This window comes from Pectobacterium wasabiae CFBP 3304 (assembly GCF_001742185.1).
Classification (GTDB): Bacteria; Pseudomonadota; Gammaproteobacteria; order Enterobacterales; family Enterobacteriaceae; genus Pectobacterium; species Pectobacterium wasabiae.
In genome coordinates, this window is record NZ_CP015750.1 from 213798 (window position 1) to 233497 (window position 19700).

19 protein-coding genes are annotated in these 19700 nt (G+C 52.4%); 10 read left to right on the plus strand and 9 right to left on the minus strand.

From position 1 onward, the window contains the following. Positions 1 to 45 precede the first annotated feature (45 nt). Entirely contained in the window at positions 46 to 1182 is a 1137-nt protein-coding gene (pdxB, locus tag A7983_RS01045; protein WP_005969900.1) for a 4-phosphoerythronate dehydrogenase PdxB, read from the minus strand. Positions 1183 to 1491: 309 nt separating this feature from the next. On the opposite strand from pdxB, the gene A7983_RS01050 reads away from it, so the two are divergent. From A7983_RS01050 to A7983_RS01060, 3 genes are all read left to right on the plus strand, one after another. Beyond that, positions 1492 to 2376: a DMT family transporter gene (locus tag A7983_RS01050; protein ID WP_172645132.1), complete on the plus strand. Its 885-nt coding sequence runs from the start codon at positions 1492 to 1494 to the stop codon at positions 2374 to 2376. Between the two features lie 86 nt (positions 2377 to 2462). Beyond that, positions 2463 to 3728 (plus strand): flagella biosynthesis regulator Flk, encoded by a 1266-nt coding sequence (flk, locus tag A7983_RS01055; RefSeq protein ID WP_005969903.1) that lies wholly within the window; start codon positions 2463 to 2465, stop codon positions 3726 to 3728. Positions 3729 to 3825: 97 nt separating this feature from the next. Then, positions 3826 to 4752: an alpha/beta hydrolase gene (locus A7983_RS01060; protein ID WP_005969904.1), complete on the plus strand. Its 927-nt coding sequence runs from the start codon at positions 3826 to 3828 to the stop codon at positions 4750 to 4752. A gap of 104 nt (positions 4753 to 4856) precedes the next feature. Here the strand turns inward: A7983_RS01060 and fabB are convergent, their stop codons facing one another. Further along, complete coding sequence (fabB, locus tag A7983_RS01065) at positions 4857 to 6074, minus strand: beta-ketoacyl-ACP synthase I (protein WP_005969905.1); 1218 nt, start codon at positions 6072 to 6074, stop codon at positions 4857 to 4859. A 172-nt stretch (positions 6075 to 6246) separates the two neighbouring features. Here fabB and mnmC point away from each other — a divergent pair, with 172 nt between their 5' ends. Then, complete coding sequence (mnmC, locus tag A7983_RS01070; protein WP_005969906.1) at positions 6247 to 8274, plus strand: bifunctional tRNA (5-methylaminomethyl-2-thiouridine)(34)-methyltransferase MnmD/FAD-dependent 5-carboxymethylaminomethyl-2-thiouridine(34) oxidoreductase MnmC; 2028 nt, start codon at positions 6247 to 6249, stop codon at positions 8272 to 8274. 54 nt (positions 8275 to 8328) lie between these two features. Here mnmC and A7983_RS01075 read toward each other — a convergent pair whose 3' ends face one another. The 6 genes from A7983_RS01075 to prmB form a co-directional block, all read right to left on the minus strand. After that, entirely contained in the window at positions 8329 to 8613 is a 285-nt protein-coding gene (locus A7983_RS01075) for a YfcL family protein (RefSeq protein WP_005969907.1), read from the minus strand. Between the two features lie 34 nt (positions 8614 to 8647). Next, on the minus strand, positions 8648 to 9193 hold the full coding sequence (locus A7983_RS01080) for an elongation factor P hydroxylase (protein ID WP_039478207.1): 546 nt from the start codon (positions 9191 to 9193) through the stop codon (positions 8648 to 8650). Between the two features lie 28 nt (positions 9194 to 9221). Next, positions 9222 to 10022: a sulfite exporter TauE/SafE family protein gene (locus A7983_RS01085; RefSeq protein ID WP_005969911.1), complete on the minus strand. Its 801-nt coding sequence runs from the start codon at positions 10020 to 10022 to the stop codon at positions 9222 to 9224. A 9-nt stretch (positions 10023 to 10031) separates the two neighbouring features. Next, positions 10032 to 10871 carry a penicillin-insensitive murein endopeptidase gene (gene mepA, locus A7983_RS01090; protein ID WP_005969913.1) on the minus strand — a complete coding sequence of 280 codons (840 nt, stop codon included), beginning with the start codon at positions 10869 to 10871 and terminating at the stop codon, positions 10032 to 10034. Between the two features lie 6 nt (positions 10872 to 10877). Then, complete coding sequence (aroC, locus tag A7983_RS01095) at positions 10878 to 11963, minus strand: chorismate synthase (RefSeq protein ID WP_005969914.1); 1086 nt, start codon at positions 11961 to 11963, stop codon at positions 10878 to 10880. Between the two features lie 74 nt (positions 11964 to 12037). Further along, a complete protein-coding gene (prmB, locus tag A7983_RS01100) occupies positions 12038 to 12970 on the minus strand; it encodes a 50S ribosomal protein L3 N(5)-glutamine methyltransferase (protein ID WP_005969915.1) in 933 nt (310 codons plus the stop codon). 171 nt (positions 12971 to 13141) lie between these two features. Here prmB and smrB point away from each other — a divergent pair, with 171 nt between their 5' ends. Then, the gene (gene smrB / locus A7983_RS01105; protein ID WP_005969916.1) at positions 13142 to 13684 is read left to right on the plus strand and encodes an endonuclease SmrB; all 543 of its coding nucleotides are present in this window, start codon (positions 13142 to 13144) and stop codon (positions 13682 to 13684) included. Positions 13685 to 13783: 99 nt separating this feature from the next. On the opposite strand, the gene sixA is transcribed toward smrB, so the two are convergent. Next, positions 13784 to 14266 (minus strand): phosphohistidine phosphatase SixA, encoded by a 483-nt coding sequence (gene sixA, locus A7983_RS01110; RefSeq protein WP_005969918.1) that lies wholly within the window; start codon positions 14264 to 14266, stop codon positions 13784 to 13786. 936 nt (positions 14267 to 15202) lie between these two features. Between sixA and A7983_RS01115 the strand changes: the two genes are divergently transcribed. The 5 genes from A7983_RS01115 (at position 15203) to A7983_RS01130 (ending at position 19697) form a co-directional block, all read left to right on the plus strand. Continuing rightward, complete coding sequence (locus A7983_RS01115; protein ID WP_005969919.1) at positions 15203 to 15751, plus strand: Csu type fimbrial protein; 549 nt, start codon at positions 15203 to 15205, stop codon at positions 15749 to 15751. Between the two features lie 176 nt (positions 15752 to 15927). Continuing rightward, complete coding sequence (locus A7983_RS01120; RefSeq protein ID WP_005969921.1) at positions 15928 to 16464, plus strand: Csu type fimbrial protein; 537 nt, start codon at positions 15928 to 15930, stop codon at positions 16462 to 16464. Between the two features lie 35 nt (positions 16465 to 16499). Then, a complete protein-coding gene (locus A7983_RS01125) occupies positions 16500 to 17273 on the plus strand; it encodes a fimbrial biogenesis chaperone (RefSeq protein ID WP_005969922.1) in 774 nt (257 codons plus the stop codon). A gap of 58 nt (positions 17274 to 17331) precedes the next feature. Then, complete coding sequence (locus A7983_RS24265) at positions 17332 to 17967, plus strand: hypothetical protein (protein ID WP_237028197.1); 636 nt, start codon at positions 17332 to 17334, stop codon at positions 17965 to 17967. After that, positions 17964 to 19697, plus strand: coding sequence for a fimbria/pilus outer membrane usher protein (locus A7983_RS01130; protein ID WP_237028198.1), 1734 nt, complete (start codon positions 17964 to 17966; stop codon positions 19695 to 19697). Before A7983_RS24265 ends, A7983_RS01130 begins: the two co-directional genes overlap by 4 nt. Positions 19698 to 19700 lie beyond the last annotated feature (3 nt).

Consider the following 19700-nt stretch of genomic DNA (forward strand, 5'->3'; position numbering starts at 1 on the left):
AAAAAAGGATCATACTCGTGCAACACCGTCGCAAGAGAAGCGCCGCTAGTGTCTGCCCCGCACCGATGCGGTGAATCCCAGCGCGTTCAGACAATCTGCGCTCTCAGCATCGGCGCAGATGACATGAAGTGACGACCATTCGCGTCGTTCCTGATAATGTTTACGTAGGCGGTCAAACTCGCCTTCCTGATGCGCAACATGACGTAACAGCGCATCGTCTCGGCGCACATCATACACCAGATGCACCAGACGTTTTAGCAACGCCTCATCTACCGGCGCAGTTAATGTCACTTCGGCAAAGTCCGGCACAGGTAAAAGCGATGAAAGCGCGACCTGCTGCGGGGTTCCGATAAACTCGCTCCAGGCTTCAAAAACCTGTGTGGTGCCACGTGCCTTTCCTTCCAACGTATAACCGGCGATGTGCGCCGTGCCAATATCCACTCGCGCCAACAGTTCGGTCGATAACGCGGGTTCGGGTTCCCACACATCAAGGATCACGCTAAGTTTTTTGCCCTGTTGCAGCGCCTCAAGCAATGCCACATTATCCACCACCGGACCACGGCAAGCGTTAATCAGAATACGTCCGTCCGCAAACGCATTCAGCACATTGGCATCAACCAAGTGATGGGTCCGGTATGGCCCGTCGAGATACAGCGGCGTATGCAACGTCAGAATATCAGCATCACGTACCAACGTTTCCAGCGGTAGGAAATCACCCGCATCCCCGCGGTCAGCACGCGGCGGATCGCACAACAGCGTTTTCACACCCCAGGCTTTCAGGCGAGCGTCCAGACGCCGGCCAACATTCCCCACGCCGACAATACCGACAGTTTTATCCCGCAGTTGAAAACCATCACGCTCGGCCAACATCAGCAAAGAAGAAAACACGTACTCTACTACCGCAATGGCATTACAACCGGGGGCAGCAGAAAACGCGATGCCGTTAGCGTTAAGCCAGGACTCATCAACATGGTCGGTGCCTGCCGTCGCGCTGCCGACAAATTTTACCGCAGTGCCAGACAGCAGATCCGCGTTCACCTTCGTGACCGATCGCACCATCAACGCATCAGCGCCTGCCAGCAGATCGCGCGGCAAAGGGCGTCCTGGTACAGCCTGAACGTCACCCAAACGGCTGAAAAGCTCGCGGGCATACGGCATATTCTCATCAACCAGAATCTTCATTCTCTTCTCCGGTAACCTGTAGCCAGCAAAAAAGCGGGGAGATATTTTGCCACCGAATGGTGCAGAAACCCAAGGCAATTACGATGCAATCCCTTTCCTCTATCGGTTCACGTCGCTCTCGTAGCATCATCGTTCCCGCGATAGACGGCAATTTATGGTAGCAAAGCCATGCCTCTTGAAGGATAGACTGGGTTGATCGTCGTCACGTGGCTCTGCTATGTTGTTTGCCATTGTGGCACTTGCCCATTTTTATCAACCAGACTGGCAACCGATACCTTTTCCGTCTGGTCTCCTACGAGAAGCTCAACGTTGAACGCCCTATTTCCCACCATTGCCGTCCTGATCTGGTCAGTTAACGTCATTGTCAACAAACTCTCCGCGAGCGTCATCGATCCCGCTGCCATTTCATTTTACCGCTGGCTACTGGCATTTCTTGTCATGACACCGTTTATGCTGCCAGCCCTGCGCCACCATGCAGCAACTATTCGCCAGCACGCAGGGAAACTGCTGGTATTGGGTCTGCTCGGCATGGTGTTGTATCAAAGTCTGGCCTACTACGCCGCACACACGATCAGTGCCGTGATGATGGGGATCATGGGGTCGCTCGTGCCGCTACTCACCGTCCTGCTCAGTATTCCTCTGCTACGCGTCGCACCCACGCTGGGCGTACTGCTCGGGAGCCTGCTGTCGCTGGCAGGAATCGTCTGGCTGATTGGCGAAGGACACCCCGAACAGATTCTGGCGCAAGGCATCGGCCCCGGTGAATTTATGATGTTTTGTGCTGCGTTGTCGTATGCACTCTATGGCGTATTAACCAAACGCTGGAGCATCCCCCTGCCCAACTGGGTATCGCTCTATGTGCAAATTGCCTTTGGCGTGGTGGTGCTGATTCCCAATTTCTTGCTAACCGACAATGTCGAGCTAAATGCCCAAAATCTGCCGCTGGTCATTTTCGCCGGTATCATGGCTTCCATTATTGCACCTTTTCTGTGGATTCAAGGGGTGATGCGTCTGGGAGCCAGCAAGGCCGCCATCTTTATGAACCTGACGCCAATCTTTGCGGCGGTGATTGCAATCGGTTTTTTGCACGAACCGTTGCACCATTATCATCTGGTCGGTGGGGGCATTACGCTACTTGGCGTTATCCTCGCCCAGCGTTTGCGCATCCCGTTAGGGCGTACTTCAAGTGATTAGTGCGTTTTAGGCGATGCATGACTATCGGCCGTCACGGGAGATTGCTATGATTCATTTCAATCATGACGGCAGTGAGGATAACCGATATGCAACCTGTAAGTGGCCCAGGTGCCCCGCTGCCCGGCGAACGTGCGGTTACGCCGACAACGACATCGTCAACCTCATCTACATCCTCTAATGCCGCAGGTTCTACCAGCGGCGATCGGCCACTGACGCTGGCACAGCGCACGACGCTGGAAAATCTGGTAATTAAAGTTGCCGCGCTGACAACGTCAAAAGCAGCGGAAGTCTGGACGACGGTAAAACAGGGATTAGGGCTGGCAGAAAATAATGAACTACAGTCCCGTCACTACCAGCCGGCCGAGCAGATACTTCAGACGCGTCTAACGCAGGCGCAAGATAGCAGCGGTCGTCAGCCGTTGCTCCAGCGCCTGACAGATATGCTGCATCAGGGTAATAATCGCCAGGCAGTCAGTGATTTTATCCGTCAACAGTTCGGCAGCACCACGCTAAGCGCACTGAGTAAAACACAGCTACAGCAGGTTGTGACACTGCTACAAAATGGGCAGATTCCGCAGTCAACAGCACCGGCCTCAGCGCCGCAAGCGGCTCAGGCACCTAATTCGCCTGAGCGTCCGCTCTCGCCAGTTGAACAGCGCAGCTTGAATCAGCTAGTCACCCGGTTAGCAACCATGACGGGAGAACAGCCTGCGAGAGTGCTGAGTAACCTGATGACGATGCAGAATCTTACCCCTGGCGACGCCATCCCGTTCAAGCATCTGCCGCTACTCACGCAGTTCCTGCAAGCACAAGTTGAGCTGCAACAGACACAGACGCTGCTTCGCACCACGTTGACGCCACAGGGAACGCCGACCAATACGGGAACGACTGGCGCGCCGCAGGAACCGCCGACAGCCAACACAACCAGTACGGCTAACGCGACAAATGCCAATTCGGCATCAACAACCACGCTATCATCATCACAGCCACTGCCAACACAAAGCGCACTGCTTTCCCCGAACCTCGCTCCGTTACAGGCGCTGTTACCACAGCCTATGACCGCGCAGGAACAACAATTATTGATAGATTACACACAGAATCGTTTTAATATTGGCTTGCAAACCCCGTTGACGCCGATGCAGGTCAGCGATCTACTGACGCTCCTGTTTACGCAACGAATTCAGCGCTCACAGGAAACTGACTGGACGACGACCTCACAGTTGCTACATCCGCTGTTTAACCCGTTGATTGCATCGCTACCGCTCAGTTGGCAATCCCTGTTCCATAAGCCGATGTTTCTGGTGATTGTCAGCACCTGCGTGGCTGCGTTTCTGCTCTGGGTACTGCTGTAGCGCAAAATTAGTCCACGCAATACGTGTTAAACCTAACCACACCACGATAGTACACCTTAATCACGCAACTCAGCTTTCTTCCATCAAAGGAGACAGGATGACTCTTGAGCCAAACATCGCTGAACTCGTCAATACGTTTATCCGTAATGGTCGCCCTTCAGTAAAAAATCAAACGTTGGCAGAACGCCGTGAAGGATATATCGCCAGTACCGTGCTGGCAGGAGAGGCACCTCCTGGCATCCATTGTGAAGAGATAAATTGGCAATCACTCACACTGCGGCTTTACACGCCACCGACCGCACCGCCACACGCTTCTGCTGTAATTTACTATCATGGTGGATGTTTCGTCAGCGGTGGGTTCGCCACACACGATTGCCAATTACGACATATCGCCTTTCACAGCGGCTGTAAAGTCATTGCCGTACAGTACCGTTTAGCCCCAGAACATCGCTACCCGGCTGCGCATGATGATGCCTACCAGGCTGCTGAAATGATCCATGAACGGGCCAACATGCTGGGTATCGATCCCGACAATATCATCTTGATGGGTGACAGTGCTGGAGGCCACCTAGCGTTAGTGACCGCCATACGGTTACGCGATCGCGGTACATTCAAACCCTGCGGACAAATCCTGATCTACCCCATGTTGGATGCCACAGCCAGCAGCGATAGCTACCGTACAAATGGCAAAGATTATGTCATTACACGAGAAACATTGGTGAGTGGATATGAAGCCTATTTTGATTCCTTGCCCCCCAATCATTGCGAAGCCAGCCCGGCAATGCACAGCCCATTATCAGGTCTACCGTCAACGCTGATCATTACAGCGGAATATGATCCGCTGCGAGACGAAGGAGAAGCATTGTTTCGCACGCTAACCGAGCAGGGTGTCAATGCACAATGTCGGCGCTATTTGGGGGTTATCCACGGTTTTTTCCAGCTTGGTGGCATCAGCCAGGCGGCAAAAGACGCAATGCAGGATGTGACTGCCACAATCAAAAAATGGACAGTACCTCTTCCATAACAGCACCTCACGCCAGTTGAACACCATCCAAAAAACAAAACCCCGTGGCTTACGCCTGCGGGGTTTTTATTACTTTTCATAATAATACGCGTGTGAGAAACCGATTATTTATCGAGTTTTCTCATCACCAGCGCGGCGTTAGTGCCACCGAATCCGAAGCCGTTAGACATCACGGTCTTCAGTTCACGGTCGGTGGTTTCGGTAATGATATTCATACCTTCCGCACGTTCATCCAATGTATCCACGTTGATACTTGGCGCAATAAAGCCATGTTCCAACATTAACAGGGTATAAATGGCTTCCTGAACGCCAGCAGCACCCAGAGAGTGACCCGTCATCGCTTTCGTCGCAGAAATCGGCGGAACCTTGTCACCGAAGACTTCGCGGATCGCCCACAGTTCTTTCACATCGCCCACTGGCGTAGAAGTACCGTGCGTGTTGATGTAGTCGATCGGCGTGTCAATGTCCTGCATCGCCATCTTCATGCAACGCACTGCGCCTTCACCCGACGGAGCAACCATATCCGCACCGTCAGACGTCGCACCGTAGCCGACGACTTCCGCGTAGATATGCGCACCACGCGCTAGCGCGTGTTCCAATTCCTCTACCACAACCATACCGCCGCCGCCTGCGATCACGAAACCATCGCGATCGGCATCATAGGTACGAGAAGCTTTTTCTGGCGTCTCATTGTATTTGGTAGACAACGCGCCCATAGCATCAAATTCACAGGCCAGTTCCCAGCACAGCTCTTCGCCGCCACCAGCAAAAACGATATCCTGTTTGCCCATCTGGATTTGCTCAACCGCATTACCGATGCAGTGTGCAGAAGTGGCACAGGCAGAGCTGATGGAGTAGTTCACACCGTGAATTTTGAACGGCGTTGCCAGACAGGCAGAAACCGCAGAACCCATTGATTTAGTCACTACATAAGGGCCAACCGCTTTCAGGCCACGCGGGCTACGCATCGCGTCAGCACCAAACACCTGATAGCGTGCAGAACCACCTGAACCAGCAATCAGGCCAACGCGTGGGTTATTCTGATAAACCTCATCAGACAGCCCAGAATCTTGAATCGCCTGCTCCATAGATAAGTAGGCATAAATCGACGCATCACTCATAAAACGCACAACTTTGCGGTCAATGAGGCCAGTGGTGTCCAGTTTGACATTCCCCCAGACGTGACTACGCATGCCGGAATCTTTCAGCTCTTGAGAAAAAGTAATGCCCGAGCGGCCTTCCCGCAAAGATGCCAGAACTTCCTGCTGGTTATTACCAATGCTTGATACGATCCCCAGGCCAGTAATCACTGCACGTTTCATTTAATACCTCTTCTTCCACTTATAGAGTTTGGGATTTCGCTTCGCACTTTAGCGTACAGTTGTAAGCTGAACAAGTCCGATCAGCCGAACTATCGCGAAATTATTGCTAAATTTGCACCACGATCTTCAGCCCGTTAAAATCTCGCCATCACTTGAATAATGAGCTTTTGCCGTGGCGAACCTTCCCATCCAACATGCGTCGTTAAGTTGGAACACTCAGGGTACACCTGTATCGCAACAGTTTGATGACGTCTATTTTTCGAATCAGGATGGGTTAGCAGAAACCCGTTATGTGTTTTTACAGGGCAATCAATTTCCTGAGCGCTTCACTACACACCCGCGTACAAACTGCGTGATAGCGGAGACTGGCTTTGGCACCGGCCTGAATTTTCTCACGCTGTGGCAAGCCTTTGCCCACTTTCGTCAACAGCAACCACAGGCAACACTGCGGCATCTGCATTTCATCAGCTTCGAGAAATTCCCCCTGCGCCAGCACGATCTGGCTGCCGCACACGCACAGTGGCCGGAGCTAGCAGAATTCGCAGATGAACTGCGCCAGCAGTGGCCATTGGCGCTACCAGGCTGTCACCGTCTCATTCTGGCGCAAGGCAGCATTACACTCGATTTGTGGTTCGGTGACGTCAACGTCTTACTACCTGAGCTGGATGACACCCAAAACCATCAGGTCGACGCCTGGTTTCTGGACGGTTTTGCGCCCTCTAAAAACCCCGATATGTGGACGGATAACCTATTTCAGGCGATGGCACGCCTGTGTCGTAAAGAAGGGACATTCGCCACCTTTACCGCTGCAGGCTTTGTGCGTCGCGGTCTGCAACAGGCGGGGTTTCACGTCAGTAAAGTCAAAGGATTCGGACAGAAGCGCGAGATGTTGAGCGGTATCCTTCCCGACGCGCTTCCCATCACCTCGCCGACACCGTGGTATGCACGTCCCGCGGCCAGCACAACTGACGATATTGCAATTATTGGCGGCGGTATCGCCAGCTTACTTGCTGCACTGGCTCTGCAACGGCGCGGCGCAAACGTCACGCTCTACTGCGCGGAGGCACAGCCAGCCACTGGTGCATCCGGCAATCGTCAGGGCGCGCTGTATCCTCTGCTGAATAACCGACACGATGCGGTATCCCGCTTTTTCTCGCTCGCCTTTGACTTTGCCCACCGCAACTACACGGCGCTGGCGCAGCAGGGACTGGAATTTGAACACCAGTGGTGCGGCGTCAGCCAACTTGCCTGGGATGAAAAGAGCGCACGTAAGATCGCGCAGATTCTGCGAGGGGAATGGCCAGAAGAACTGGTCGTTAGCGTGGATGCCCAGCAACTGGAGAAACAGAGCGGCCTGAATCCCGGCGTAAATGGCATCACCTATCCCGACGGCGGCTGGCTGTGTCCGGCAGAACTGACAGCCGCTGCGCTGAAGCTGGCACAGCAGAACAGCCTGTCGGTACAGATGAATACTGCCGTTTCCGCTCTGGAGAAAACGGATAACGGCTGGGCGCTCACCTTAAGCACGGGCCAACAGGTAAATCACGCGGTTGTGGTGCTGGCGAATGGTCACCAGATTACCGACTGGCCACAAACCCGCGATTTACCCGGCTACGCCGTGCGCGGACAGGTCAGCCACGTTCCAACTAACCCTGTTCTGGGGCAGTTAAAACAGGTGTTGTGCTACGACGGCTACCTGACGCCAGTTAGTCCGCAGCATCAAACGCACTGCATCGGAGCGAGCTATCTACGGGGCGAAGCGCATTGTGATTATCGGGAAGAAGAGCAGCAGGAGAACCGTCAACGGCTACTGAATTGTTTGCCTCACGCAGACTGGGCCAAGACGGTCGATGTCAGCGATGGGCTGGCTCGTCAAGGCGTCCGCTGCGCACTGCGCGATCATCTGCCGCTCTTAGGCGCGGTGCCGAACTATGAACAAACGCTGACAGAGTATGAAGATCGGTTGCATCCCCAGCACCGTGCCGACGCCGTACCGAGCGCACCTTATTGGCAAGATCTGTTTATTCTCGGTGCGTTAGGCTCACGCGGGCTCTGTTCTGCCCCACTTGCGGCGGAAATTTTGGCTTCGCAGATGTATGGCGAGCCTCTACCGCTGGATCGCGATACGCTAGCCGCGCTAAACCCGAATCGCTTCTGGATAAGGAAACTGCTGAAAGGCAAACCCGTGACGCGGGATTAATGAGGAAGATGTGCTGGCTCGACTAAGCCAGCACTGACAGATCACACATGAAAATCAGTGCGTACTGTTTTGCGCCTGCTGGAACAAACGTTCCCACATGCCGTTAACCAGTACCTGATCCGGCGGTGACAGTTCACCGTTTTTGATCGCGTTATTAATGCTGCCGCTAACGCGCACATGCAGGGCTTCAAGCGTGTGTTCGCCGTTTTCTTCCGCTTCTGCGACTGACACCGTCAGATGACCACGTAAATAGCCACCGGCAAAGAGTTCATCGTCGCTGGCATGCTCTACCATGTCATCAATCAGCGCCAGAATGCGCGTTTCAAATTCTGCGATCATTTCTTATCCTCAAATTTTTTGCAGTTCCCGCTCATCACAGATCGGCTGGATACGGGAAGCTCGCCGCCGTCAGCGGTGGCGTATTGTAAAACGATTGTAACGCACGAATAAAGCTCGCTGGACGCGCGGGAATCCCGTCGTCCAGATACTGCATCACTTGTGCATGCACACGCCGTTGGAAATCAATACGGTCTGGCTCGCAATCGCCGTTCAGGTTGTCGCAACTGACGTTAAACGGAAAGCCTGCCGCGACGCAGAACAGCCAGTCGAAGGCCTGGGGTTTGATTTCCACCACTTCAAACTGGCTTTGCGTCGTGGCATCGCGGCCATCCGGGCAATACCAGTAGCCGAAATCGACCTGCAAACGCCGCTGTGCGCCGGCAATGCACCAATGCGAAATCTCGTGCAGCGCGCTGGCATAAAAACCGTGAGCAAACACAATCCGATGATACGGAATCTCATCATCTGCGGGCAGATAAATAGGCTCATCGTCGCCTTTTACCAGACGGGTATTGTATTCGTCGCCAAAGCAATCATTAAATATATCAATTAGTTGCTGATAATGGTGCGTCGTTGTCATGTTATCTGTTGTTATCATAAAATTGTTATCATAAAAGCTGCTCCAGCCAGACAGCAATTGTGTGTCCATGGCTGTCATAAATCAGCTTGCCGCTCATGATGGCAGAAACCAACACCAGCATAGGACGAATCAGCTTTTGCCCTTTCGTCATCACCATTCTGGCACCAAGTCGCGCACCGAGGATCTGCCCGACCAGCATCACTCCCCCGACTACCCAGACGACTTTTCCGCTGAGCATAAAAAACAACAGCCCACCGAAGTTAGAGGTAAAGTTCAGGATTTTGGCATTCGCCGTCGCTTTTGCCAGGTTGAAACCATACAGCGTGACAAAGGCCAGCGCGTAAAATGATCCGGCACCGGGACCGAAGAAACCGTCATAAAAGCCGACGCAGCCGCCTGCCACAATCGCAAACGGAAGTGGCGACAGACGACGCTGCCGATCTTCATCGCCGATTTTGGGCGTGAGTAAAAAGTAGAGGCCGATACCAATGATGAGAAACGGCAACAGTTGGCGTAGAAAATCGGCGTGGATTTGCTGAATCAACCAGGCACCAAAGGTCGAACCGACAAACGTCAGCGCAATAGCCAGTTTCTGCTCGCCCAGATTCACCGCACGACGACGAATGAAATACAGGCTGGCAGAAAAGGAGCCGCCGACAGCCTGAAGTTTATTCGTTGCCAGCACCTGCGCCGGGGATAAACCCGCCGCCAGCAAGGCAGGGATCGTCAATAACCCACCACCTCCAGCAATCGAATCAATAAACCCTGCCAACGCCCCGACAAAAAACAGCACGACCAGCATGTCTGGCCCAAGAACTAACCAATCCATCGTTATTCGTTATCTCGCGGCAAAATGTCTGTCGAGCAATGCCTGACAAGAAGGCGGCAACGGTGGCGGCGTCGTTTTCTCTGGGGCTTCGCTACTCGGCTGCTTCGGCTGGAACCAACTGGTTAACTCAGCACCACATCCGTCTCCGATAGGGGGATCGCTCTGTTCCTGACACTCCAGGCTATCTGCCGGGCAGCGCAAGCGAACATGCATATGCGCACGATGCGCAAACCAAGGACGGACTTTACGTAACCAATCACGATCGTGGCCTGCTTCGGCACACAGTTGTTTTTTAATCGCCGGATTAACAAAAATACGCGTCACGTCACTATCCAGTGCTGCGGTCTTGATCAACGTGGTGACTTCCGGCCGCCAAACGCGCGGATTAACACTCAGCCCGCTGGCGTTAACCAAATCGATAGGCTGTGGTTTCAGCAACTGTTGTTCACTCCAGCGCTGTCTGGGCAATTGCAGCCAAATGTCCACATCCAACCCGGATTGGTGACTGGCGTGGCCGCTGCTGAAACGCCCACCGACAGGCATTCCCATATCCCCCACCAGCACATTACCCGATGTCGTGCGCTTAACCTCGGTGCTCAGGCGCTGAATGAACGCCAGAAGATCAGGGTGACCAAAATAGCGTCGCTGGTCGGTACGCATCACCTGATAATCCAAAGACTGCAACGGTAACGGTTGGGCACCGATGATACAGCCATTGGAAAAGCTACCGATTGACTGTGCCGTACCCGCAACCGGATGCGCAATCTCCTGCCAGGGCGTTTTCGCCCACGTGGCGTTCGACAACAACGATGCACTCAGCGCCAGAACCCCGATTAACCCTTGTTTCATTATTTTTTACCAGCGAGGAACTTGACTGTTCACATCCCCACACTGCGCGCGTTGGCGCAACAGGTGATCCATTAACACAATCGCCATCATGGCTTCGGCAATCGGCACCGCACGAATCCCGACACACGGGTCGTGACGTCCGCGCGTCACCATTTCTGTCGCTTCCCCCTGACGGTTAATCGTTTTCCCCGGCACCATAATGCTGGAGGTCGGTTTCAACGCCAGATGCGCAATGATGTTCTGCCCGCTGCTGATCCCACCCAAAATGCCGCCAGCATGATTGCTCTGGAAACCTTCCGGCGTGATTTCGTCACGGTTTTCGCTGCCACGCTTGGTGACAACCGCAAAGCCATCGCCAATTTCAACGCCCTTCACGGCATTGATGCTCATCAGCGCGTGAGCCAGGTCAGCATCCAGACGGTCAAAGACCGGTTCGCCTAACCCGACAGGCACTGATTCCGCTACGACGCTCACCTTCGCACCAATGGAATCACCCTCTTTTTTCAGCGCGCGCATTAGTTCATCCAATGCGTCCAGCTTGTCGATATCGGGGCAAAAGAACGGGTTTTGCTCAACCTGTTCCCAATCTTTCAGCTCGCAGGTGACATCGCCAATCTGTGACAGATAGCCACGGACCTTCACACCATGCTGCTGTTGCAGATATTTCTTCGCAATCGCACCCGCGGCAACGCGCATCGCGGTTTCACGCGCGGAAGAGCGGCCACCGCCACGGTAATCACGCTGGCCATATTTTTGCTCATAGGTGTAATCGGCATGACCGGGGCGAAAGACGTCTTTAATTGCGCCGTAATCCTGAGAACGCTGATCGGTGTTTTCAATCAACAGGCCAATGCTGGTGCCAGTCGTCACGCCCTCAAACACACCGGACAGAATCTTGACCTGATCCGGTTCACGGCGCTGCGTCGTATAGCGGGATGTCCCCGGACGACGGCGATCCAAATCATGCTGCAGATCCGCTTCCGTCAGCGGGATACCCGGCGGTACACCATCAACAATACATCCCAGAGCAATACCGTGGGATTCACCAAATGTAGTGACGCGAAAAAATTGCCCAATACTGTTGCCTGCCATCACAACTCCTTCACATGTGTTCTGTTTCCACCTGACCGTCAAACGGTAAGGTGGATGAATATCGTTATGACCGTTTAATCACGGTAAGCGCTAAAATGATCTTTGCAATCAACCAACTGTGACTGAGTTAGCATAAACACGCCGTCACCGCCGTTATCAAACTCCAGCCAGGTGAACGGAATCTCTGGATATTGATCGATCAGGTGCACCATGCTGTTACCCACTTCGCAAATCAGCACGCCATCATCGCTAAGATAGTCTGGCGCACAGGCCAGAATACGACGAACCAGATCCAGACCGTCATTGCCCGCCGCCAGCCCCAGTTCAGGCTCAAAACGGAATTCCTGCGGCAGATCGAACATATCTTCTTCATCGACATACGGCGGATTGGTCACGATCAGGTCATAGCGAATCGCCGGTAAATCGCGGAACAGGTCGGAGCGAATCGGCGTCACGCGATATTCCAGACCGTGCTGCTGAATATTTTGCTCGGTCACCGCCAGTGCATCGCTGGAGATATCGACGGCATCGACTTCCGCTTCTGGGAACGCCTGAGCACAGGCAATCGCAATACAGCCGCTGCCGGTACACAGATCCAAAATATGGTTTGGCGCTTTCGGCAGTTGCTCGCCAAAATAGTTATTGATCAGTTCACCGATAGGAGAGCGCGGCACCAGCACGCGTTCGTCAACGTAGAATTCCAGGCCGCAAAACCAGGCTTTATTGGTCAAATAGGCGACCGGGATACGTTCATTGACGCGACGGATCACGCGTTCAACAATGCGCTGCCGTTCGCTGGTGATCAGACGCGACGTGTACATATCTTCAGGAATATCGAGCGGCAAATACAGGCTAGGCAGTACCAACTGTATGGCTTCATCCCAGGGATTATCCGTCCCGTGACCGTAATAGACGTTAGCTGCGTTAAACCGGCTGACAGCCCAGCGCAACATATCCTGAATAGTATGAAGTTCACTGACGGCCTCATCGACGAAAATTTTGTCCAAGGGTGTCCTCCGCAGACAGTTCTGAATAGGAAATTGGCGCTTAGTTTGCCACGAAGCCCACGACAAATCAGCAGATATAACCGACTGAACGCGCCCCGATACAGACTTTTATTTAGCGACAGCGGAGAGACAAGGTAAACTGCTCGAATGTTGACGCAAGATGAATGAAAGATGAGTAATAAATATTCGCTGAATGACGACGAATTGCAGCTTTTTCGCACGTCAATCACTGGCACAAAAAAGTTGCGTCAGGATACCTATACCCATAAACCGCTGCGCAGGAAAACAGGCGAACTGCCGGCAAAACGGGCATTGCAGGAACAGGTTGATGCCAGTTTTTATTTTTCGGATGAATTTCAGCCACAGTTGGATGCAGAAGGCCCGACGCGCTATGTCCGGCCAGGCACCAGCCATTATGAATTGAAGAAACTCCGGCGGGGAGATTATTCACCGGAACTGTTTCTGGATCTGCACGGTCTGACGCAGCTTCAGGCAAAGCAGGAATTGGGCGCGCTGCTGGCAGCCTGTCGCCGGGAGCACGTTTACTGCGCCTGCGTGATGCACGGGCACGGCAAACATATCCTTAAGCAACAAACGCCGCTTTGGCTGGCGCAGCACCCTGACGTGCTGGCTTTTCATCAGGCACCGAAAGAATTCGGAGGGAATGCAGCACTGCTGGTACTGGTTGCGCTGGAAGCCCCTTCGCTTGAATAATTCCGGTCATACTCTTGAATGAAAAGGCGTGTAAGTGCGTGACACACCTCATAGTATTTATGGGTATAGCCTATGAATTTAGGGGATCGAAGTTAGCACTCAGGGTTTCGCGGTCAATTGTGCCGGACTAACCTGCCAGTGCAAAACACCGTTACCGGATTCCCCTTCTACCTTCACGCAGGCAATGGCAGACGTGGCGAACATTGGAGCCGTTTCATTCCGGCATAATTCGGCAACCAGATAACCCACCAGCGGCAGATGCGAAACGACCAGAACCGCACCAACACCTTCTCTCGCCAGCGTTTGCAGATAATAGCTGACAAGTTGCGCATCACCGCCGGGCGTCAGTTCATTGAGGCAGTCCGCTTCTTCTGGTAAAGGCAGTGCTTTTTTCACCACGTCGAGCGTTTGCTGGGCGCGTAAATAAGGGCTCACCAGAACACGCTCAATATCGATATTTTGCTCGTTCAACCAACACGCCATCTGGCGAGACTCATCACGACCACCGGCACTCAATGGCCGAACAGCATCACTTGCTGCATCAAGTACCGCATCACCATGACGCATTATCAACACTTGCATATTACACCGCTATGTTAATGAAATATATGATATATCCTTCATGCTTTACGTTGTATGAGCGCTGACGTTCCTGCAACATAAGTGTATGTAGGGTATAAACAGTCTTATTACTGTAGGTTACCTGAGTTTTTCATGTTGATAAACTCACCCGGAGCCAGGTTTCGGGTACGGATACATCCGACACCCATTCTCCTGAAGTAATCACATGATAAATAAAAGGTTTAAAGACACACGGCAGAAGATATTCTCTACAGCACAGATAACCACGACCTTAAAATGGGTATTAAAATAACTTACAACAAGGTCATTGTTTGGCCTAAAAAACCACATAATATTAATTAATCAGCATAAAAATCCAACTATAAAACCAACATCAATCATTTTCACTTTTTTAACACATATCAATTTTGAGATATTGTTAAATAACCACTCTACTTCTATCTTTATCTTAAATAGCGTTTTTTTATATTCACTTTATATAAACAAAGAAATCATACGGAATATCACGTCATATAATAAAAATAAATTACTCTTCTATTTTATGGACGTTCGTGCAACTCAGGATAAAAATCGAAGAAATTTTTTATTATTCTTATATGTTCGGAATTCCCCATCATCATGGAAGAGAGAATTAGCAGCACATTTTTCCTTTATAGATTTATTTTCACCATGCGAAAAACACTGAAATTTTAGCAAGCTATATTTCAGCAGTGCGGATTTGTTGTGTCAGTGGCTCGACCAATCAGAAAAGAGAATAATCCTCTGCATTTTTCCGATAGGTTACCCCATGCCATATAAATATCCGGACTGATTAAAACGACTCGTTATGATTTCCTTTGTCATAGTCACTCGTAACGAGCAGTTTTCACGAAAAAAATACACTTTCGTGAAGATACTTTCGATGAAAATAAGTGAGATACCTATAAAGGAATCGTTATGAATTCTAGACGTATAACATTACCTATTCTGGCTACACTATTCACCACATTCGGCCTCTCTCCCATCGCCAGCAGCGTGACGATTACTGGCGAGATCCCCGTATCGCTGACCATTACTGCCGCCTGTGCGGTCAACAGCGGCGGAGGTGCCGGCACCACATGGGGAACCATCGACTTTGGCTCCCATTCAAACCTGATGACCAATATTGACAGCCAGGTTACCAACAGCGGGAGCAGCGGGATTACCATCAGTTGCCCTGTCGGCCTATCAGCAGCATTGAAGATAGGTCAAGGCGGAAACCCACTCAACTCGCTACGCAGGCTCACTCCGGGTACGGGAACCTATAATGTGCCTTACCGTTTATACAGTGACTCAACACGCTCGACAGAAATTCCACTCATAGACGCCACGGGTATTGCTATTCCAGCAACAGGCAACCCACTGCTGATTCCGATTTATGCACGCATCGCTCCAGCAGACCAAACTGTTATGTCCCCTGCCGCTGGATCGTATACCGACACCATCACTGCCACTATCGAATGGTAATTTTTATAGGCTGACATGCTTACATGTCGGCCTTTTTAGGGGTATTGCCCCACAAAGAAAGGAACGGCTATGTCACTACATTTTATACACGCTGCCGCGTTTACTGCTTACGCCCCGCAGTCGGCTTCCGACATGTTCCGTCTCGCCATTCAGGCTAAGTAACCATCGGTATCGCAATGCGTTTTCCTCTGGCATTGATTTCATTACTTCTGCTGTTTGGCCCTCTTGTCCCTACGGTGACAAGGGCGCTCACGGTTAGCAGCACCTTTGACGTCAACGCAACCATACAAAAGGGCTGTGTATTCGGCACCAGTACAGCAAATAGCCAGCCCAATATGGGCCCACTTAATTTTGGGACACGCAGTTCTACAGCGACCAACGTGGATATTGCTAGTACGGACGGGGGCGGATCGATTATCGCCACCTGTACACCGGGCACTAACGCCATTATTGAACTGGACTACGGCACTAATGGCGGCAGCAGTACGCAGCGTTATCTGATAAATGCGGCAGGAACGCGCCTGCTGGCGTATCAGCTTTATCGCGATGCTGCACGCACACAGGTATGGGGGACGGGAGGTCTGGCTCTTAGCATTGTCTCTTTTCCCGCCACAACCCAGACCTACACGGTTTATGCCCGCTACTTTGGCGGCACACCTCTGCCTCCCGCGGGGGTTTATACCGATAACGTAACCGTCAGCCTGACTTATTAAAAATAAAACAGGGTAGATACAGGATGAAAAGGAAAATGACGTTTTTTATTCGGGTAATGGCTTTTTTGTTAAGCAGTATCAGCTTATCTTGCTTCGCCGCCAGTTCTATCCTCGTTTGGCCGATTTATCAGGTCATTGAATCAGATGAGAACAGTTCGGCGCTGTGGCTGGAAAACAAAGGCAATGCGCCCGTCGGTTTACAAATTCGCATCGTGTCCTGGAAGCAAATTGACTTTCAGGATCGTTATGCAGAACAACGTAGCGTAATTGCTACCCCGCCGTTCATGACGCTGGAGCCGGGTAAGCGCAATATGGTGCGCCTGATTCGTGTCAACCCAGCCCCCGCCAACACCGAGCAGGCTTACCGTATCATCATTGATGAAATCTCTCCCTCCTACCAACAAGACGCACCGCAGATGGGGCTGCAATTCCAGATGCGCTATCTACTGCCCCTGTTTCTTGATGGGGAAGGGATCTGGACACATACTCGCCCAGATAAACGGCGTGCCGGCACTGAGCCTACACGGCCAGTGCTCAGTTGGCGAGTCCGTGCAGCAGAAGGGAAAAACTATCTTTATGTCCGCAACCGAGGCGTAGTACATGCCCGCCTGAGCAACGTCTATTGGTCCACCGACCAGAACGGGAAAGGGAGTCGAACAACGTTAACCGACGGCTTTTTAGGCTATGTGCTACCGGGGCAAGAGATGCGTTGGCCGTTGCCAGCAGGGGTATCCACACCGAGTGCGGCGATGCAACTCTTTACCCACCTGATCGACACCCACGATCCCATCTTGATCAAACGCGAATGATGGAACGGTTAACGACAGAGCTGTGTTTATTGCCCGTGCAGCCAGGGTGAGGCCAGATATGAGGATCAGTACGGGTCTCTTCCCCTTACTCATGTATGCCCCGTTTGCGCTGTTTTATTCTGCGATGGCTCTCGCGGAAGAGTACACCGATCTTCCCGCTCCCCCTCGTGCCATGCCCTCACTCAGCGAATCCGTTTATTATTTAACGCTTTCCGTTAACGGACAGAGCGATAACACCGTGGTGCCCGTCACGTATCGTGCTGGAAATTATTATGTGGATGCCGAGGTGCTGCGGCAGAATCACGTCCGTTTGCCGCAGCAAAGCACGGGGCTCGTCAGTGTCAGCACGCTGCCTGAGGTCACCGCTGATTACGATCAGGCCATACAGCAGCTACAGCTCACCGTGCCCACGCTCTGGCTGCCCGAACAATCCGTTGAAGGTGGCGGGCAGGACATGGCGCACCTCCCCGCTCGCAGCAGCCCCGGTTTGCTATTCAACTATAATCTGTATTACACCTCCCCCGCAGCAATTCGGATTCACTCAGCAGTTGGATGGAACAGCGCTTTTTTAGCCCCTATGGAACCTTATCCAATTCGGGGATCTACAATTTTATTTCGGGCAGTAATAACACGCAGCAAGGTGGTTATCGGCGTTTTGATACCTATTGGCGCTATAACGATAGCGAACGCATGATCACCTACCAGGTTGGCGACCTGATTAGCAACGCCTTAACGTGGAGCAATTCAGTACGTATGGGCGGCCTACGTGTCGCCCGTAATTTCGGCCTTCGCCCGGATATCGTAACCTATCCGATGCTGCAATATACCGGCACTGCCGCCGTACCCAGCACGCTTGATCTGTTTATCAACGGCTATAAAGCCAACAGCACTAGCCTGAATGCAGGTCCTTTCACCCTAACCAATACGCCTTACCTGAACGGTGCAGGGGAAGCGACCGTGATTACGACGGACGCTCAGGGGAGGCAAGTCTCTACCACGATCCCTTTTTACGTCTCCAACGTATTACTGAGAGAGGGGTTAAGCGATTTCGATCTGTCGGTTGGAGTTTTGCGTCAGAACTATGGGGTACAGAATAATGCCTATACTAACGATCCTGCCATCAGCGGCATCTATCGATATGGGTTGGCCAATAAACTGACGGTTTCAGCGCATGGTGAAGCGGTACAGGATCTGTATCTGCTCGGCGCAGGGGCCGACTTTACCCTTGGCCGCTGGGGAACATTGAGTTCGTCCTACAGTCAGAGCGAGAAGGACTCGACTGGACACCAATACACCGCAGGCTACTCCTATTACACCTCCGCATTTGGCCTGAGCACTCAACATGCCAAACGCAGTGAAGAATACCGTGATTTAACGGCTGTGCTCACAGAAGGTCGTCTCAGCCGGGAAAGCAATCAGGCAACGCTCAGCAGCCAAATTTTCGGTAAAGGCAATGGCTCGTTCGGCATGGGTTATTTCGATATCCGTGCCTACGATTCAACCCGCACCCGCCTGCTGAATCTCTCTTTCAGCCGCCAGGTCTGGCAAGGCAGCTCCATCTATCTCGCCGTTAACAAAGCGTTAGGGGAAAACGGCTACAGCGCTCAACTTCAGTTCGTGATGCCTTTTGGTAACAACAGCAGCGTCAATGCTGGGGTTCAGCGCGACAGTAATGGCGATTATTCACCGCGCATAGGGGTGAACCGTACCGCGCCGACAGAAGGTGGCTTTGGCTGGAACGCGGCGTATGGCGCGGGCAGAAATCCTTATCATCAAGGTGCATTAAATTGGCGCGGCCCTTATGCCATGCTGGCTGGCGGGGCGTATGGCAATGAAGGAAATACCACACAGTGGGGGGAACTGAGCGGTTCGCTGATCTACATGAACGGAGGGCTTTTTCCCAGTAACCGCATCAACGACGCCTTTATTGTCGTCGATACCGAGGGATACCCCGACGTCCCGGTGAAATATGAAAACCAGTTGGTGGGGAAAACCAATAAACGCGGCCATTTACTCGTACCGTGGGTCGTATCCAATTACCCCGCGAAAGTGGAAATTGACACGTTACAACTGCCGGCCAACGTCACTACCCCACAGGTGGAATCACGCGTGTCGGTAAAAGAAGGCAGCGGCACCGTCGTGACGTTCCCCGTTCACGTCGTGCGCTCAGCCAACATTATGCTACGCAATACAGATGGTAATCCTCTCACCATCGGCACCTGGATAACAGACGAAGCCAGCGGCAACACTACGATCAGCGGCTATGACGGCCTGGCCTACTTCGCCAATCTGGGGACATCAACTCGCTTACGCTTTAAACAAGAAGATGGACGACTTTGCCGTGTGGCGTTCTCACTGCCGGAATCACAGACCATGATGGCAACCATCGGCCCGCTTACCTGTCAGACTGACCCAAAAGGATAAAAT

Coding starts and splice junctions, on each gene's coding strand:
- pdxB (WP_005969900.1), bottom strand. CDS start 1,182: ATGAAGATTCTGGTTGATGAGAATATGCCGTATGCCCGCGAGCTTTTC.
- flk (WP_005969903.1), top strand. CDS start 2,463: ATGCAACCTGTAAGTGGCCCAGGTGCCCCGCTGCCCGGCGAACGTGCG.
- A7983_RS01060 (WP_005969904.1), top strand. CDS start 3,826: ATGACTCTTGAGCCAAACATCGCTGAACTCGTCAATACGTTTATCCGT.
- fabB (WP_005969905.1), bottom strand. CDS start 6,074: ATGAAACGTGCAGTGATTACTGGCCTGGGGATCGTATCAAGCATTGGT.
- A7983_RS01075 (WP_005969907.1), bottom strand. CDS start 8,613: ATGATCGCAGAATTTGAAACGCGCATTCTGGCGCTGATTGATGACATG.
- A7983_RS01080 (WP_039478207.1), bottom strand. CDS start 9,193: ATGACAACGACGCACCATTATCAGCAACTAATTGATATATTTAATGAT.
- A7983_RS01085 (WP_005969911.1), bottom strand. CDS start 10,022: ATGGATTGGTTAGTTCTTGGGCCAGACATGCTGGTCGTGCTGTTTTTT.
- mepA (WP_005969913.1), bottom strand. CDS start 10,871: ATGAAACAAGGGTTAATCGGGGTTCTGGCGCTGAGTGCATCGTTGTTG.
- aroC (WP_005969914.1), bottom strand. CDS start 11,963: ATGGCAGGCAACAGTATTGGGCAATTTTTTCGCGTCACTACATTTGGT.
- smrB (WP_005969916.1), top strand. CDS start 13,142: ATGAGTAATAAATATTCGCTGAATGACGACGAATTGCAGCTTTTTCGC.
- sixA (WP_005969918.1), bottom strand. CDS start 14,266: ATGCAAGTGTTGATAATGCGTCATGGTGATGCGGTACTTGATGCAGCA.
- A7983_RS01115 (WP_005969919.1), top strand. CDS start 15,203: ATGAATTCTAGACGTATAACATTACCTATTCTGGCTACACTATTCACC.
- A7983_RS01120 (WP_005969921.1), top strand. CDS start 15,928: ATGCGTTTTCCTCTGGCATTGATTTCATTACTTCTGCTGTTTGGCCCT.
- A7983_RS01125 (WP_005969922.1), top strand. CDS start 16,500: ATGACGTTTTTTATTCGGGTAATGGCTTTTTTGTTAAGCAGTATCAGC.
- A7983_RS24265 (WP_237028197.1), top strand. CDS start 17,332: ATGAGGATCAGTACGGGTCTCTTCCCCTTACTCATGTATGCCCCGTTT.
- A7983_RS01130 (WP_237028198.1), top strand. CDS start 17,964: ATGATCACCTACCAGGTTGGCGACCTGATTAGCAACGCCTTAACGTGG.